15 protein-coding genes are annotated in these 16,059 nt (G+C 62.2%); 8 read left to right on the top strand and 7 right to left on the bottom strand.

The window, feature by feature from the left end:
* Positions 1 to 15: 15 nt before the first annotated feature.
* Positions 16 to 786: an NTP transferase domain-containing protein gene (locus SB822_RS40505; protein WP_007743460.1), complete on the bottom strand. Its 771-nt coding sequence runs from the start codon at positions 784 to 786 to the stop codon at positions 16 to 18.
* Here SB822_RS40505 and SB822_RS40500 point away from each other — a divergent pair.
* From SB822_RS40500 to SB822_RS40485, 4 genes are all read left to right on the top strand, one after another.
* Positions 673 to 1,062, top strand: a complete 390-nt coding sequence (locus SB822_RS40500; RefSeq protein WP_179142699.1) for a hypothetical protein — start codon at positions 673 to 675, stop codon at positions 1,060 to 1,062. The genes SB822_RS40505 and SB822_RS40500 overlap by 114 nt on opposite strands.
* Positions 1,059 to 2,156 (top strand): J domain-containing protein, encoded by a 1,098-nt coding sequence (locus tag SB822_RS40495; protein ID WP_410857327.1) that lies wholly within the window; start codon positions 1,059 to 1,061, stop codon positions 2,154 to 2,156. The genes SB822_RS40500 and SB822_RS40495 overlap by 4 nt, the downstream gene beginning before the upstream one ends.
* Positions 2,157 to 2,369: 213 nt before the next feature.
* Complete coding sequence (locus SB822_RS40490; RefSeq protein WP_410857326.1) at positions 2,370 to 3,911, top strand: methyl-accepting chemotaxis protein; 1,542 nt, start codon at positions 2,370 to 2,372, stop codon at positions 3,909 to 3,911.
* A 265-nt stretch (positions 3,912 to 4,176) separates the two neighbouring features.
* The gene (locus tag SB822_RS40485; RefSeq protein ID WP_410857325.1) at positions 4,177 to 5,925 is read left to right on the top strand and encodes a peptidoglycan D,D-transpeptidase FtsI family protein; all 1,749 of its coding nucleotides are present in this window, start codon (positions 4,177 to 4,179) and stop codon (positions 5,923 to 5,925) included.
* A 9-nt stretch (positions 5,926 to 5,934) separates the two neighbouring features.
* Here the strand turns inward: SB822_RS40485 and SB822_RS40480 are convergent, their stop codons facing one another.
* Positions 5,935 to 7,479 (bottom strand): tetratricopeptide repeat protein, encoded by a 1,545-nt coding sequence (locus tag SB822_RS40480; RefSeq protein WP_410857324.1) that lies wholly within the window; start codon positions 7,477 to 7,479, stop codon positions 5,935 to 5,937.
* A gap of 185 nt (positions 7,480 to 7,664) precedes the next feature.
* On the opposite strand from SB822_RS40480, the gene SB822_RS40475 reads away from it, so the two are divergent.
* Positions 7,665 to 7,826: a hypothetical protein gene (locus SB822_RS40475; protein ID WP_410857323.1), complete on the top strand. Its 162-nt coding sequence runs from the start codon at positions 7,665 to 7,667 to the stop codon at positions 7,824 to 7,826.
* A gap of 313 nt (positions 7,827 to 8,139) precedes the next feature.
* Complete coding sequence (locus SB822_RS40470) at positions 8,140 to 8,394, top strand: DUF2866 domain-containing protein (RefSeq protein WP_007581331.1); 255 nt, start codon at positions 8,140 to 8,142, stop codon at positions 8,392 to 8,394.
* A 72-nt stretch (positions 8,395 to 8,466) separates the two neighbouring features.
* On the opposite strand, the gene SB822_RS40465 is transcribed toward SB822_RS40470, so the two are convergent.
* Together SB822_RS40465 and SB822_RS40460 are read right to left on the bottom strand one after the other, a co-directional pair.
* Entirely contained in the window at positions 8,467 to 8,709 is a 243-nt protein-coding gene (locus tag SB822_RS40465) for a hypothetical protein (RefSeq protein ID WP_007581332.1), read from the bottom strand.
* An 80-nt stretch (positions 8,710 to 8,789) separates the two neighbouring features.
* Positions 8,790 to 9,320 (bottom strand): lecithin retinol acyltransferase family protein, encoded by a 531-nt coding sequence (locus SB822_RS40460; RefSeq protein WP_007581334.1) that lies wholly within the window; start codon positions 9,318 to 9,320, stop codon positions 8,790 to 8,792.
* A gap of 451 nt (positions 9,321 to 9,771) precedes the next feature.
* Between SB822_RS40460 and SB822_RS40455 the strand changes: the two genes are divergently transcribed.
* Entirely contained in the window at positions 9,772 to 10,056 is a 285-nt protein-coding gene (locus tag SB822_RS40455) for a hypothetical protein (protein ID WP_007581336.1), read from the top strand.
* 5 nt (positions 10,057 to 10,061) lie between these two features.
* Positions 10,062 to 10,832 carry a PP2C family protein-serine/threonine phosphatase gene (locus tag SB822_RS40450; protein WP_007581338.1) on the top strand — a complete coding sequence of 257 codons (771 nt, stop codon included), beginning with the start codon at positions 10,062 to 10,064 and terminating at the stop codon, positions 10,830 to 10,832.
* Between the two features lie 21 nt (positions 10,833 to 10,853).
* Here the strand turns inward: SB822_RS40450 and SB822_RS40445 are convergent, their stop codons facing one another.
* The 3 genes from SB822_RS40445 to SB822_RS40435 are packed head-to-tail and all read right to left on the bottom strand — an operon-like array spanning position 10,854 to position 16,046.
* Entirely contained in the window at positions 10,854 to 12,206 is a 1,353-nt protein-coding gene (locus SB822_RS40445; protein WP_035539644.1) for a sigma-54 interaction domain-containing protein, read from the bottom strand.
* Positions 12,203 to 15,259 (bottom strand): peptidase domain-containing ABC transporter, encoded by a 3,057-nt coding sequence (locus tag SB822_RS40440; protein WP_007733388.1) that lies wholly within the window; start codon positions 15,257 to 15,259, stop codon positions 12,203 to 12,205. The genes SB822_RS40445 and SB822_RS40440 overlap by 4 nt, the downstream gene beginning before the upstream one ends.
* Positions 15,260 to 15,293: 34 nt before the next feature.
* On the bottom strand, positions 15,294 to 16,046 hold the full coding sequence (locus SB822_RS40435; protein WP_007581345.1) for a peptidylprolyl isomerase: 753 nt from the start codon (positions 16,044 to 16,046) through the stop codon (positions 15,294 to 15,296).
* Positions 16,047 to 16,059 lie beyond the last annotated feature (13 nt).

Genomic DNA, 16,059 nt, shown 5'->3' with positions numbered 1-16,059 from the left:
CTAGGTCGGCCCGAGTTAGCGCTTCAGCGCTTCATGCAAAGCCGGCCGCTGCAGTTGCGGCAGGACTTCTTTAGTTGCTCGCGCAACGTCGTTGGGAAAATCGATTTCAATCCAGGGCAGGCCGGTGACATCGGCTGTATCGAATGCGTGGCTGCGTTCGAGCAGCAGGTCGCGCACGGCTTCTTCGTGCGGCAGGTTCGCGCGGCCGCTATCGACATAGCCCGCCACGATCTCCGCGAAGCGCCGCGCAGCGGCCTCGGTGAAGCGGAAAAAGCCGACCGATTCGCCGATTGTGTCGTAGTCGAGGCCGACGGCCAATTGCTTGCGCAACTCGATGGGCACGCCCTGTTGCAGGCACAGCTTGACGGGCTCGTCGCCCGCTTCGAAGTCGCGGTCGATCAGCAGGCGATTCGCGTGCTTACCCGCCACGAGCGCGGCCAGCATGCGCTCGTCGTACAGCACGTCGGCGTCCATCAGCAGCACGTCGCCGCCGCGCGTGAGGGCATCGGCGACGGTGTGCACGGTCAGCACGCTGCCCAGATCGAAACGCGGATTGAGCTTGATCTCGGGCACCTTGCGGCCGGCGCGCGTCAGCTCGGCTTCGACCTGTTCCGGCTGGAAGCCGAGCGCGAGGACGACCTCATCGACGCCGACGGCTTCGAGCATCTGCAAATGGCGCTCCAGCAGCGTGATCCCGTCAAAGCGCAACAGACATTTTGGAAACTGCTCCCCCGGCGGTTGCTGGAGTCGCAAGCCGAGGCCTGCGGCAAGAATGATCGCTCGCATTCGATTTCCAGGGAAAGGATGGATGGTTTATTGGCTCTTTTAATCTGGCATTCGAAATGGCTTGCGCGCTGCGCGCGAAGGCGTCCCGGCGAGCCAAAAATGGCGACTATATCGGAATTGAGAACGGATTGCAGACCAGCCGCGCCGCTTTTGGCAATTGATGGAATTAGTTTGAAAAATGTGGTGATTTTGTTTGAAATCGACCCTGATTCGCCTGTTTCAGCCGGTGAAACGGTATGCTGCATTTTCAGTAAATGGGAGGCACGGGTTTCATGAGCAAAGCAGCGGGCCGGTCAGTGACCATTGCGCCGGAAAAGCAACAGGCGCATCGATCGAAAGGCCAGAGGTACTTCAATTCACTCGTCAAGCAGATCGAAAACCGGCGTGGACGGCTCGCGCAATGGGAAACCTTCACGCCCGTCTTCCAGAAGAAATATGTCGACGTGCTGATACCGCTGCGGCGGACTTCGTGGGACGCGCAGGTGAAGCTCATTCACCGGCTCGACGCGGTGCATGGCGATAAAGGCCTGAACGCCATCGACCGTCGAATGGTCTCGGAGCTGATCGTCGACCTCTTGCAGCCGTTGCTTAGCCTTCATGACGACGATACGTTGCAGTCGATCTACGACCGGCATGCCCAAACCCGCGACGACGGGCAAGCCGAAATCGACCTCGAAGGCATGAAAGCGGCGATCGAAGACATGCTTGGCGTCGAATTCGAAGACGACGTGATTTCTCCACAGGAGTTCTTGAAGCGCGCGTCCGAAAAGTTCGCGAACCTGCGCGCGGAAGCCGCCGAAAAAGCACAGGCGCGCGAGGAGCGACGCGCGAAGCGCAAGAAGACGCCGAAGCAGCTCGAGGCCGAAGCGCGCAAGGAAGCGGCGAAGGCGGAAATCAGCCAGTCGCTGCGCGATGTCTATCGCAAGCTGGCGAGCGCGCTGCATCCCGATCGCGAGCACGATCCCGACGAGCGTGCACGCAAGACCGCGCTGATGCAGCGGGTCAACGAGGCGTACGCGAAACGCAAACTTCTGCAGCTACTGGAGTTGCAACTGGAACTCGAACATATCGACCAGAAAACAATTGACGGTATCAGCGAAGAAAAACTCGCGCACTACAACCAGGTGTTGCGCGAGCAGCTCGGCGAACTGGATCGCGAACTCTCGGACATTGCGCAAAAATTCAAAGGCGCTTTCGGCTTCCCGCGTGGCCATTGCATAGCGCCTGAATTCGCCATGGAAGATCTCGACGACGAGATCGCGCAGCGCGTGCACATGGTGCACGAGATCGAACACGATCTGCCCGTGTTCGACGACATCAAGAAAACGAAAGCCTGGCTGAAAGCGCTCAAACGCGACCGGCCCATCTGATCCCGCCAACGTCTCCATCAAGTCGGGCGCGCTCGCGCCCATCTTCTCGTCATACCAATACACGCCGTGCTCATTAGGGGTTTCCCCGCCTGCTGCAACCGTTTGCGGCGGTCGTAAACCCTGTCAGGCATCGCCTGTATCTGCCGCCATCGATCCCGCAGAAAACCCGAAGACCGCCACACGCAACCCCAGCCGCCGCAAGCCAAACACACCATGACCCTGAACAAGAAACTCGCCTCGATGATCGCCATCCTGTGGATCGGCCTCGTTCTCATCGGCGCGTTCGGCGCGTGGCAAAGCCGCTCGTCGATGATTGCCGACCGCCGCGACCAACTGACAACCCTCGTCGAGCAGGCCAATTCGATCGTCAACCGCTACTACACGCTGTCGCAGCAGCACGCGATGAGCGAAGCCGACGCGAAGAAGCAGGCGCTCGACACGCTGTCCGCGCTGCGCTACGGCACCGACGGCTATCTGTCGGTCAACGATTCGCAGCCCGTCATGCTGATGCATCCGTTCAAGCCGGCGCTGGTCGGCAAGAACCTGTCGGGCTTCACGGACCCGGCGGGCAATCATCTGTTCGTCGATATCGTCAACGCATCGAACCAGGGCAAAGGCGGCTTCGTCGATTACCTGTGGTCGAAGCCGGGCAGCGACACGCCCGTCCCGAAGACCAGCTACGCGACGCGCTTCACGCCGTGGGACTGGGTGATCGTCACGGGCATGTACATGGACGACGTGCAGAAAGCCTTCTACGTCGATCTCGGGCGCTGGCTCGTCATCACCTTCGTGCTGGGCGGCATCGCGACGCTCGTGATGGTGCTCGTGCTGCGCAGCGTGAAGCGCACGCTCGGCGGCGACCTCGAAGTGGCTGTCGAAGCAACCCAGCGGATCGCGCGCGGCGATCTCGCGACACCCGTGCCGCTCGCGCACAACGACCGCGCGAGCCTGCTGCACGCGCTGCATACGATGCAGAGCGGCCTCGTCGATACCGTCTCGCGCGTGCGCGCCGGCACCGAGAACATCAACGTCGGCGCAAGCGAAATTGCCGCGGGCAACACCGATCTGTCGCAACGCACGGAAGAACAGGCGGCCGCGCTGGTGCAGACGGCATCGAGCATGGACCAGATGACGTCGAACGTGAAGCAGAACGCAGAAAGCGCCGCGACGGCCGCCGGGCTCGCAAGCGAGGCCGCCGACATCGCCAAGCGCGGCAGCCGTGTGGTCGACGACGTGGTCCGCACGATGGGCGACATCACGAGCAGCTCGAAGCAGATCGGCGACATCATCGGCGTGATCGACGGCATCGCCTTTCAGACCAACATCCTCGCGCTGAATGCCGCCGTCGAAGCGGCGCGCGCGGGCGAACAGGGCCGCGGCTTCGCGGTCGTCGCAGCGGAAGTGCGCAGCCTCGCGCAGCGCTCGGCAACGGCGGCGAAGGAAATCAAGGCGCTGATCGAAACGTCGACGGGCAGCGTCGAGGAAGGCGCGGCGCTCGTCGCGAACGCCGGTTCGACGATGGGCGAGATCGTCGCCTCCGTGCGCCGCGTCAACGAGATTCTCGAGGAAATCAGCCATGCGTCGCGCGAGCAAAGCGCGGGCATCGAGCAGGTGAACTGCGCCGTCGGCGAAATGGATCAGGTCACGCAGCAGAACGCGGCGCTCGTCGAACAGGCAGCGGCCGCTGCGCATTCGCTGAAAGACCAGGTCGGCGGACTGCGCGAGGCGATTTCGAGCTTCTCGCTGCCCGCCTGATCGCGCTGCGCCGCGCGGCAAACAATAAAAAGAAGGCGCTCATCGAGCGCCTCGTTAACACGCCGCGTCGGAGACGACGCATTAGTTGAACGGGCGACGGCCGCGGCTTTTTCAACGCGACCCTGCCGCCTGCGTGCGCAAAGCAACATTCGACACGCCCGCCACGCAAAAACCTTTCGCGAAGCTCGCACAGATATTACGTTATTATTACAATCTGATCCACGTTCACTGTGGACCGGTTGTCAGAGCGGCCGGCTTCGCCCTCATGATCCGCAAGAAAAATCACGATCCGTACGCGCCCGTCGCGAAGAATCCCGTCCTCGTCGCGCGTCTGCCGATGTGGCGCTCGAAGCTGATCGTGATCCTCGTGTTCGCGGCGTTCGCGGCGCTGATCGGCCGCGCGTTCTGGGTGCAGATCGTCAATCAGGACTTCTACGTCGAACAGGGGCAGAAGCGCTATCAGCGCACCATCGAACTCGATGCGACGCGCGGGCGCATCGTCGACCGCAACGGCGCGATGCTGGCCGTCAGTCTCGCCACATACGAAATCTGGGCTTCGCCGAAGCTGCTCCACGAAACGGCTCATCCGCCGCTGGCGAAGCTCCTCGATATGCCGCTTGCCGAGTTCACGCACCGCGTATCCGGCGACAAGAGCTTCGTGCTGCTCAAGCGCCAGGTCGATGCGGAAACGGCCACGCATATCGACAAGCTCAACCTCGCGGGCATCACGCGCATTGCGGATTCGAAGCGCTTTTATCCCGAGGGCGAATCGGCGGCGCACGTGGTCGGCTTCACCGACATCGAGGACAACGGCCAGGAAGGCATCGAGCTCGCCGCCAACGAACTGCTCACGGGCGAACCTGGCGAGCGCGAGGTGATCCGCGATCGTCTGGGCCGCGTGGTGTCGGACACGCGCCCGCTCACACCGGCGCAACACGGCGCGACCGTGCATCTGACCGTCGACCGCCGCATCCAGCAGCTTGCGTATGCGCAGCTCAAGGCGGCCGTCGCGAAGCACAGCGCGCAGGCGGGCAGCGTCGTCGTGCTCGATGCGCGCAACGGCGAGATTCTCGCGCTCGCGAACTATCCGAGCTTCGACCCGAACGACCGCTCGCGGCTCACGGGCCGCCAGTTGCGCAACCGTGCCGTGGTCGATACGTTCGAGCCGGGCTCGACGATCAAGCCGCTGGTGGTCGCGCTGTCGCTCGATCGCGGGCTGGTGCGGCCCGGCACGATGATCGACACGGCGCCAGGCTGGTACAAGATCGGCCCCAGCGTGATCCACGACACGTCGAACCACGGACGCATGACGATTGCGGAAGCGCTGCAGAAGTCGAGCAATATCGCGCTCGCCAAACTCGCGCTGAACCTGCCCGCCGAAACCATCTGGAACAAGTATCAGGAGTACGGACTGGGCCGCGCGCCGGAGCTGACGTTTCCGGGCGTCGCGGCGGGCCGCGTGCGTCCGTTCGCGCGCTGGCGGCCCATCGAGCAGGCGACGATGGCCTACGGCTACGGCCTGTCGACATCGCTGCTGCAGATCGCGCAGGTGTACACGGTGTATGCGGGCGACGGCACGCTGCACCCTGCCACGCTACTGATTGACCCTGCGCGCGCCGCGTCGGACGGCCAGCGCGTGACGACGCCCGCCACGGCCGCCGCGATCCGCTCGATGCTCGAAATGGCGACCAGCGAAGGCGGCACGGGGCGCGCGGCGAATGTCGACGGCTATCGGATTGGCGGCAAGACGGGCACGGCGCGCAAGCAGGTCGGCGCGGGGTACGCGAAGGGGCGCTACCGGTCGCTGTTCGTCGGCATGGCGCCGATGAGCGATCCGCGCCTGGTCGTTGCCGTGATGATCGACGATCCTGCGGGACGCGCGTTCTATGGCGGCACGGTGGCAGGTCCCGTATTCAGCGCGGTGACGGGCGGCTCGTTGCAACTGCTCGGCGTGCCGCCCGATGCGCCTGTGAAGACACCTGCTTCGGAAGTCGCGCACGCGCCCGGCGTATAGCGCAGTCGCTCATGCGTTCAGCTTTGCCAGCGCGTGCAGATCGCGCGCGACTTCGTCCAGCACCGGCTGCCATTGCGCGAACTGGCGCTGTCGATACAGCGTGGCCGTCGGATACCACGGGCTGTCGCGCCTGTCGATCATCCACGTCCAGTACGGATTCACGTCGAGCAGAACCCACGTACGCTGACCGAGCGCGCCCGCCAGATGCGCGGCCGAGGTGCACACGCTGATCACCAGATCGAGTTCGCTGACGAACGCGGCCGTATCGTCGAAGCTGCGCCATTCGTGCGTGAAGTCGGTCATTGGCAGGCCGACTGCACGAGCCGCTTCGACATCGGCCGTCGCGCCGGGCTGCAGCGAATAAAACGCCACGCCGTCGATCTCGCGAAACGCCTGCGCATAGCGCTCCGCGCCCACGCGCCGGAAGCGGTTGCGTCCATGATTCAAACTGCCCGTCCACGCAAGCCCGACCTTCAGGCGCTTTTCGTCGGCGAGCCGCGCGCGCCATGCGTCGCGCAAGTCCGGGTCCGCGCGCAGGTAGGGCACCACGGGCGGAATCGATTCGATGCGCGTGCCCAGCATCAGCGGCGCGCTGACCAGCGGCAATTCGAAGTCGAACGGCGGCAGTGCTTCGACTTCACGCGCGGCGGAATACGCATCGACATGTTCGCCGAAGCTGCGCGGCAACAGCGCGCCCATCTGCCCAAACGAATTCCACACGATGCGCCCGCCCTCGCGATGCACGCGCTGCGCGAGCAGCGGCATGAACCGGCAAAACTGCAGCACGTCGCCCATGCCCTGCTCGCCCCACACGAGCAAGGTCTTGCCCCTGAGCGATTCGCCGCGCCACTGCGGCCTGCCGAATGGCGGACGGCCGTTCGTCAGCATGCTGGCGGGATCGTTCCAGCGCGCTTCGTGCGCGGGCCAACCTTCGGCATAGTTGCCGCGCAGCAGTTGCAGCACGCCAAGCCCTGTGCACAGCGATGCGTTGTCGGGTGCGAGTTCGCATGCCGTCGCCGCATGCGTCAGCGCGTCGTCCCAACGTTGCGCTTCCTTTAGCGCCTGCGCGAGATTGCTATGCGCCACGGCGCTGTTCGGATCGATCTCGACGGCGTGCCTCGCCGCCGCAAGCGCACCGTCGAGATCGAAGCATGCGCGCCGCGCGCTCATCAGGTTGATCCACAGTGCGAAGTCCGATGGGTCCGCCGCGACGGCTGCTTCGAGCAATTGCCGTTCTTCGGCGGGATCGCCGCCCGTGCGGTTCAGCGCGATCGCGAGGTTCTTGCGCAATTGCGGAAACGCGGGCTCGATCGCAAGCGCGTGGCGATACGGCGCGAGTGCATCGCGATGCCGGTTCGCCATCTGCAGCGCGTAGCCGAGACGCACGCTCGCCGCCGCGCTGTGCGGCTCGAGTTGCGCGACCGTTTCGACGAGCGCGATGGCTTGCGCGATGTCTTGCTGTTCGAGCAGTTCAAGCATCAACCGGTCGATCGACACGCTATCCGTCGGGTACAGATAACACGCCGCTTCGAGCCACAATGCACGCGCGCGCATATCGTCCTCGGACTGCGCAGCGAGCGCCCGGCGAAGGAAGGTCAGGAATGGATCGAAGGTGGCGACATAAAGGCGAGGTGAAGAGTTGAACGATGCGTTGCGTCGACACGCGCCAGGCGCGCCGAGTCAGACATTCTCTGGCTAACGGCGCGGCTTGTCGTAAAGAATCGTCAAGTGATGAAGCAATGGCGACTGATGGATGCGTCGTGCGCGGTCGCCAGCAGGTGAATGTGCACGGCACGATCACGCGCGCCGATTCGCAGGGCGTTTGCTTGCCTGCTGTGCATGTCGAATCGCTACAAACGGTGCAGCCCGCGAACGCGTCTTCAGTTCCCGCCGCGCAGTGATCTTTTTTCGGCGGATGCGGTGCAACGCCGCGCGCCCTGCTGACGACTTCACTGACGCTGCGTTTTTGATAACCGCCGCCGAAGCTACGTGACTCCGACGGCAAGCCAGAGAAGTACAACGACATACCGCGTGGCCCCAGCGAGCCGTTTTGCCGGACCGCAAAGAATGGCGCCACGCGTCTTAAGTCTCGTTTAATTCTTTCCTGTGAACATGCCGCTCAACATCCCTGCCCCATGCAGGGCTGTTGTGCCGCTTGCGTACCGGCGGTGCTTTTTTATCCACCAGTGGGGCCTCCCCAGCAGGAGACACACGATGGTTGAAGACACGGTGTTCGAACATTTACGCGCGCTGCACGGCAACGCTCAGACGCTGACCATCCGCAGCTGCACCGTCTCGCCGCCGATGCAGCACCCGTGGGGCCGCTCGTTCCGGCTCGTCGAATGGACCTTCAGGCACGACGTTGAATCCTTCCGGCGCGTCGTGCCTGCCGAGAGCACGCCTCGTCAGATTGCCGAAGCCGTAATGTCGCACGTGCCGGGGCGGCGCTTCTGCCAGCCTGGCGGATAGCTTGCGCGCCGCACAGCGCAAGCCGTTCGATACGCTTGCCGCGGGCGCTGGACGCCCGGTTGCCGTTTTTCATCACGCAGTCCTCCACGCAGACATCGCCGGCCGTGTTTCGGCGGGCGGAAATACATTCCATGATCCGTCGTCGTGACGGAAAAAGAAGATCGACAACAGCCCGCTGGGGTGCACCGCCTCGACGCACACGCAGCGGCGATGCATCTGCGTGCGGCAGAAGCGCACCACGCGGGCGGGCATCGCGGGCGTCGGTGCGAGCCATTTGTCGACGGCCCAGTGCAGTGTTTTTCCGGTCGTGCTCATGGTGGTCTCCTTCGCTTTCCTGACTGCTTTACGGCATTTGACGTTTCGAACTTCAATCGCCGGTGTTCAAATTGCGACGCTCATACTGCGTTAACAACGGAGCGGCCGATTTTCATCCGGTTGCCGATAAAAGCGCTGGCGAGGCACAGCAGCGCATGCATGCCAGTGCGCGGATGCGTGAGGCATGCATGAACCTGTTCGCTGCGGCTTTCGCCGAGCAGGCACCATGCGCAGAAGTGCTCGCAGTTGTTCGTCAGCAGGCGATAGTGGTTTTCGCCGAGGCGTGAGCGGGCGCGCAGCACGGTTTGTTCGGCGGTGTACTTCGGGAACGGATGCGGGCGCACGGCAACTGCGTGACCGTCGGCGAAGGCTTCGAGCGCCACTTCTTCGACGGGGCCGCGATGCGCGGACTTCGCGAAACCTGCGTAGTGAATGACCTTGCCGCCACCGACGTAAATGCCGTGATGTTCGTAGCCGCGGCGTTGGGTGATCAGATGGGCGCCGAGGTTGGGTTCGTCGCTGGAACCGTCGAGCACCACATCAGCCGATGCGTAAGCAGCCGCGCGGTTTGCACCTTGTTCATTGCGAGATTGTTGGAGGTTGCGGTTCATGGCTTTGCTCTGGTATCCGATTCAAAGGGCCAACACTGTTGCCAGCTCTTTCGCATCATTCGGACCAGGCTATCTAAGCCATTGATTTATCGCAATATTTCAAGCAGACGTGTACTTTGCAGATGGCCTGTGTAGGGACACACCCAACAGAATTTCGGGCGGTTGTGTTGCGTACACACCATCACTTTCAGGTCCACGCGCCTGTGCATCACACCGCGAAAATGTGTTGGATGTCCCGTCTTTCGCAAAGACGCGCTGTTGGACGACCACCAACGTCCCGACGCGCTCGCGCGCGACGCACGCACGCGCGTGTCCGCTCTATTCCGCGCCCAGCAAGGACGCACGAGAAAGCGCACATGCCCGCCGCACATTGGCACAGCCCTTGCAAGTTATGTCGCAACTTCCTTTGACTTCCGGCCACGCGACGCGGCGGCCATTCTGGAGACACGCCATGGCTTCCATCACCATCAGCGACCTATCGCACAACCTCGCTCTCGATCGCAAAGCGATGTCCGCGATCAGCGGCGGCGGCGGTGCGCCGTGGGTATTCGGCTGGATCACGCCGTTCGTGCACGACACGCCGAGCGTCGGACCCGTCGTAAACCTATACGACATCACGAACAACTTCTATGCTAACCAGATGATCAATCAGTTCCAGTCGGTTGAAGTGAACAACACGGGCAACAACTCGAACATCAACGTTTCTCCTGACGCACGCAGCACGAACCGGGCTTAGATGCCGTGACCTGTACCAGTCAATTCCGGTGGGCGTCAGCGGCGCGTACGGACACGGGCCGGGTACGCGAGATCAATGAGGACGCCTGTCTCGATCAACCGCAGCGCGGCCGCTGGGCCGTGGCTGACGGCATGGGCGGACACGACGTCGGCGATCTCGCCAGCCAGCTCGTGGTCGAAACACTAGGCCAGTTGCCGGAGCAGGCGGGTATCAAGCATTGCATCGCCGAGGCGCGCACGCGTCTGCAGGACGCGAACCGCCAGTTGCGGGATGAAGCGAGCCGCCGGCAGGTGCAGCGCATCGGCACGACCGTCGTCGTGCTGCTCGCGTGTGACCGCTTTTGCGGTTATCTATGGGCGGGCGACAGCCGCATCTATCTGCTGCGGCAGGGGCAATTGCGGCAGTTGACGCGCGATCACAGCCAGGTGGAAGCGCTTCGGCAGTCCGGCTATCTGACCGAGGAAGAAGCGCGTCATCATCCCGCGCACAACATCATCACGCGCGCGGTCGGCGCAACCGATCAACTCGAACTCGACGAAGACGCAATCGAAGTCGTGGACGGCGACGTGTTCCTGCTGTGCAGCGACGGCCTCAGCAATGAAGTGACCAACGAAGAAATCCAGCAGACGCTCACAAGCGTCGATTGTCTGCATGCGCCCGATGAACTCGTCGGTATCGCACTTTCGCGCGGCGGCCGCGACAACATCACGGCGGTGGTCGTGCAGGCAGAAGACCCGCAAGCAACCGACAAGACCTTGCTGAACCCGTCGCCCTGACAAGTTCCACTAGCCGTTGCTTCAATGCATCTCGGCTTCGTCATCCTCTTCCGTGTCGTCCTTGCGCGCATTCGCCTGCGCATGCGCGCGGCGAAAGTCCTTCGAATGCAGTCCGTGCTTCTTCAGCAGCATCTGAAGATGTGAACGGTTCATGTCGACGCGGCGCGCCAGTTCGGCGACCGTGCCACCCACTTCCTGCAAGCCGCGTTGCAAGAAAGCCTTTTCGGCTTCGTCGCTGGCAGCGCGCTTCGCATCGCTCAACGACAACAGATTGGTCACGCTCGCCGTGCCGTTCGCGGCCTCGTTCGCCACGCCGAATATCGACGCCGAAACGGGCGCTGTGGGCCGCATATCCACCGGCAAATGATCGACATCCGCGATGTCGCCCGCCAGGCACGAGATGCGGTACATCACGTTGCGCAGTTCGCGGATATTGCCCGGATACGCATAGGTCAGCAGAAAGTCCCGCAATTTAGGGGTGATTCTCACGGGGCGCCGCTTGAGCGCACCCGCCGCCTCGTCGCCGAAGTACTGAATCAGAAGCGGAATCTCATCGCGCCTTTCGCGCAGCGGCGGCAAAGTCACGTGAATGACGCTCAGCCGGTAAAAGAGATCTTCGCGGAACGTGCCCTGTTCGCTCAGCTTGCGCAGGTTGCGATTGGTCGCGGCGACGATCCGCGTATCGACGCCGATCGGCTCGTCCGAGCCCACGCGCTGTATTTCGTGCGCCTCCAGCACGCGCAGCAGTTTTACCTGCCCCGTCAAAGGCAATTCGCCGATTTCGTCGAGAAAGATCGTCCCCGTATGCGCGCTTTCGAATTTGCCTTTACGGTCGTTCGTCGCGCCCGTGAATGCGCCTTTTCTGTGGCCGAACAGTTCCGACTCCAGCAGGTTCTCCGGGATCGCACCGCAGTTCACGGAGATGAACGGCTTGTCAGAGCGGCTGCCGTTCGCATGGATGACCTTCGCCATCAGCTCCTTGCCCGTGCCGCTTTCGCCGTCGATCAGAACGGGCAGATCGGTCGGCGCCGCTTTCTCCGCGATTTCGAGCGATTCCAGCAGTTTTGGATTATCGCCGAACGTGCCTTCGAAAATGAAGCTGCGCGCGAGCAACGCCTGGCGCCGCGCGCCGCGCGACAGGTCGCCGCGCATCGGCTCGACCACGGCCGCCTGCACAAAGCGCTCCTTGTGTGACATCTGCATCACTTCGTCGCGCAACGAACTCGCCTGTTTCAGGAGCTTTTCGATATCCGCGCGTTCGAGCCGCGACGACCAGCGCAGCGTCGAGCGCAGGATCTCGATCTTCTCGATCAACCCTGCGTAAGAGATGGCGGAGCCGGCTTCGTCAGGCTGCTGGTCAAGTATTTTCATCAGGCGCTCAATTGTTTCTGGACGAGCTGGTAGTACATGCCCTTCCGGTTGACCAGTTCCTCGTGACGCCCCTGCTCGACGATCGCCCCTTCGTAGAGCACGAGAATCTTGTCGGCGCGCATGATCGTACTAAGCCGGTGCGCGATGATGACGGCCGTGCGTCCCTTGAGGATTTCCTGCATATTGCCGAGGATATTGCTCTCCGATTGCGTATCGAGTGCGGAAGTCGCCTCGTCGAACACCAGAAGACGCGGATCGTGATACAGCGCGCGTGCAATGCACAGCCGCTGAATCTGGCCGCCCGACAAACCAATGCCGCGCTCGCCGACCACCTGTTCGTAGCCAAGCGGCAGCTTGGCGATGAACGCGTGCGCGTCGGCCATCTTGGCCACTTCCTCGATGCGTCGGCGATCCGGCGTGTCGTCGCCGCTCGCAATGTTCTCGGCAATCGTGCCGGAAAACAGCAGATTCGATTGCATGACATAGCCGATCTGCGCGCGGAAGAATGCCTTGTCGATCACGCCTATGTCGTATCCGTCGACCGTCATCTTGCCATCGCTCGGTGCATAAAAACCGACCAGCAGCTTCGCGAGCGTGGTCTTGCCCGACCCGCTGCGGCCGACGATCGCCACCAGTTCGCCCGGCTTGATATCGAAGCTGATGTTCTCCAGCACATAGGCGCTGTCGTCGTCGCTATAGCGGAAGTACACGCCGTTCAGGCTGATCTCGCCTTGCAGGTCGGGCAGCATCACGCGCGACGGCAGGTCTTGGGGCTTCTGCTCGGGTTCGATATCGAGCACATCGCCCAGACGCTCCATCGCGACGCCCGCGTCGTTGAGCATGCTCCACAAGCCGACGAGTCCCATCAACGGCGTCAGCACACTGCCCATGAAAGCGTTGAACGCAATCAGCTGCCCGATCGTCATTTCGCGGGCGAGCACGAGATTCGCGCCGACCCACAGAATCGCAATCGTGGTCGCGGCATTCAGCAACTGGCTGATAAAGCCAATCAAGATGTTGAAAGCGTGTGCGCGGTATTGCACTTCGAGTGCCTTCGCGTATTTCTTTTCCCAGCGCAAGCGCACGGGCCGCTCGATGCCCATCCCCTTCACTGTTTCGACACCGGACAACGCTTCCATCAGGAACGATTTCGAATCCGTCCCGGCCGCGAACGTGTCGCGCGCGTAGGTCTTGATCTTCGGCGTGGCGATCAGCGTGAGCGCCATGATGGGAATGACGAAGGCGATCAGCACGAGTGTCATCTTCGCGTTATAGAAGAACATGATCGCGAAGTAGATGAACACCATCAGCAGATTAAGTGCCGTCGTCACTGTCGATTCGGTGAGGAAGGCGCGTATCGTCTGGTTCTCCTGGAAGCGCGCAAAAATGTCACCCGTCTTGCGCTTGGCAAAGAACGAAAACGGCAGCGACATCGTGTGCCTGAAGAACTGCGACATCATCGCGAAGTCCATGTTGCGTACCATGAAGTTCGACAGGTACGCGCGAACCATCGACATCAACTGCGAGAACACGTTCGAAATGATCAGACCGAGTATCAGCAGATGCAGCAGGCTGACGTTCTGATGCACGATCACGCCGTCGAGGATGTTCTGAATGATCAATGGCGGTATCACGCCCAGCACCTGGATCACGAAGGTCGCGAGGAACAGGTTCATCAGAATCTTTTTATACGGCGTCAGATAGCCGACGAAGCGCAGCCACGGCGAGCGCGACGCGGACAGCTGCACGAGATTCGGCCCCGGCGAAAACAGCAGACAGGTGCCGCTCCAGCCGCGCTCGAAGTCTTCGAGACTCAGCTTGCGGAACCCCAGCGCGGGATCGGCGAGCCATACGCGATCTTTCGACACGCCGTACACGATGATGTAGTGATAGCCTTCCCAGTGCACGATGAACGGCAAATCGAAGCCGCGCAGCGAATCGAACGTGCACTGCACGCCGCGCGCCGCGAAGCCGAGTGACTCACCCGCGCGCGCCAGACTGTCCAGCGTCGCGCCCTGCGTCGTGACGTTCGCGAGTTCGCGCAGCTTGCCGAGTGTCATCGGAATGCCGTAGTGCTTGCAGATCATCGCGAGGCATGCGGCGCCGCAATCCATTTCCTCGGCCTGCTCGACGAGCCCGAAGCGCCGTATCACGCGCTCGCCGAGTTCGGGCTTCGAATGCAGGTCGAGCCTCAGAGGTCGCTTGCGGCGCTGCTCGATGCGTTTTTGCCGGTCCAGTTCGCGGTCGGCGTATTTGATGCGCTCGTCGAGCACTTCGCGCAGCTTGGGATTGCGCTCGAGAATGAAATGCACCGTGCGCTCGGGAATCACGAGCAGCCGCGTGTCCGTCGTCGCAATCGCCGATGCCGTCTGCTCCTGCCGCATCAGGCAGGCCTTCTCGCCGAAAATTTCGCCTTCGCGCAGCGTCGCGAGCGTGTAGTCGGTGCCGTCCTCGTTGCGCACGATGCGCACTTCGCCTTGCCGCACGACATACAGCCGGCGGTCGTCGCGCGCGTCCTGCTTGAGAATCTCCTTGCCCGCGCTGACTTTCTTGACACCGACGCTGCGCACGTATTCTTCGAGTTCCTGCTTGTTCAGCTTGCCGCGCAAATCGAATAACTGCGCAACGAAACCGCCCGCCGAGTTGATCGCCACATAACTCGCGACGAACGCCAGCGCCGCCTGATTGCCGGCGATAATCGGCTCCATGGCGGCGCGCGGAATGAACAGCAGCTCGGTCTTCCCCGAAGAGCGTACCGACGATTCATGCGAGTACGCGCGCAGCATCGCAATATCGGCGAATACTTCTCCCGCTTTGCGCACGCCCATGCTGATCTCTTTGCCGTGCTCTTCGGTGAAGATGCGCACCGAGCCCGACTTGATCACACAGAGGCCATCGGCGGGATCGCCCGCGTTGCACACCGTTTCGCCAAACGAATAGAAGCGCGATTGCACGTGCTCCGCGAGACGTTCGAGTTCTTCGCGTGTAAACGGCGACAGAATCTCGACCGTCGACAGGAAGTCGGCGATGGAAGGCGTGGTTTGCGGTGCATCCATGATGCTTGGGGTCCCCGTCAGCAGTGCGCGTCAATCAGAGCGCTTCGATAATGTGTTCCTGCGCGCGCGTCATCAGCCACTGTTCGCGCAGCAGCCGCTTGATTTCCGACGCGACGTCCTCGTCGAGTTGTGCCGGATATTTCGCCGTCACCGCAAAGATCTCGAAGCACGAGCGGTCCAGCGAAGCGAACGGCCCGAGCAGATCGCCAACTGCCGCGTTGAAGATCTTCGCCTCGATATCGGGCTTCAGCGACCCGCGCAGTACTTTTCCGATTACGCCGCCCGAGTCTTTCGTATCGGCAATCGAATGCTCGCGCGCCATTTCCGCGAACGCATCGGGATCGTCGTGCAGATACGAGATCATTTCCTTCGCCTTGCCTTCGTCGTCGAGCAGAATGTGGCTGACCTCGATGGCATCGAACTTCGGCGAATTCATCGAAAAGTACTCTTCGATCTCGGCTTCGCTCCCCACCTTGTCGAGCATCTTTTCCTGATACAGGCTGTCGGTGACGAACGTCTCGAACTCGTCGAGACCGACCTTCAGCGTGTCGAGATACTGGTTCATGTCCGCCGCGCGATGCAGCCCGCGCACGCGCCGGAACTGGTCGGCGCGCTCCTGTATCTCGTCGGCGCTCACGGTCAGGCCGTGCTTCTTCGCGGCGTGCACGGTCAGCTTGTCGCGCACCATCTGCTCGATCAGGCTTTCGAACTGGCCCGTGAGTTTCAGTAGACGTATGAATTCGCCGACATCCACGACTTCATCATCGATTCGTACGATCGCGGTCATCTCGTCCGCTCCT

Origin of the sequence: Paraburkholderia sp. SIMBA_054, from assembly GCF_046534875.1 — a bacterium.
GTDB lineage: Bacteria > Pseudomonadota > Gammaproteobacteria > Burkholderiales > Burkholderiaceae > Paraburkholderia > Paraburkholderia hospita.
Note: the sequence above shows the minus strand (reverse complement) of the source record. Positions and strands in the feature narration are given on the sequence as shown.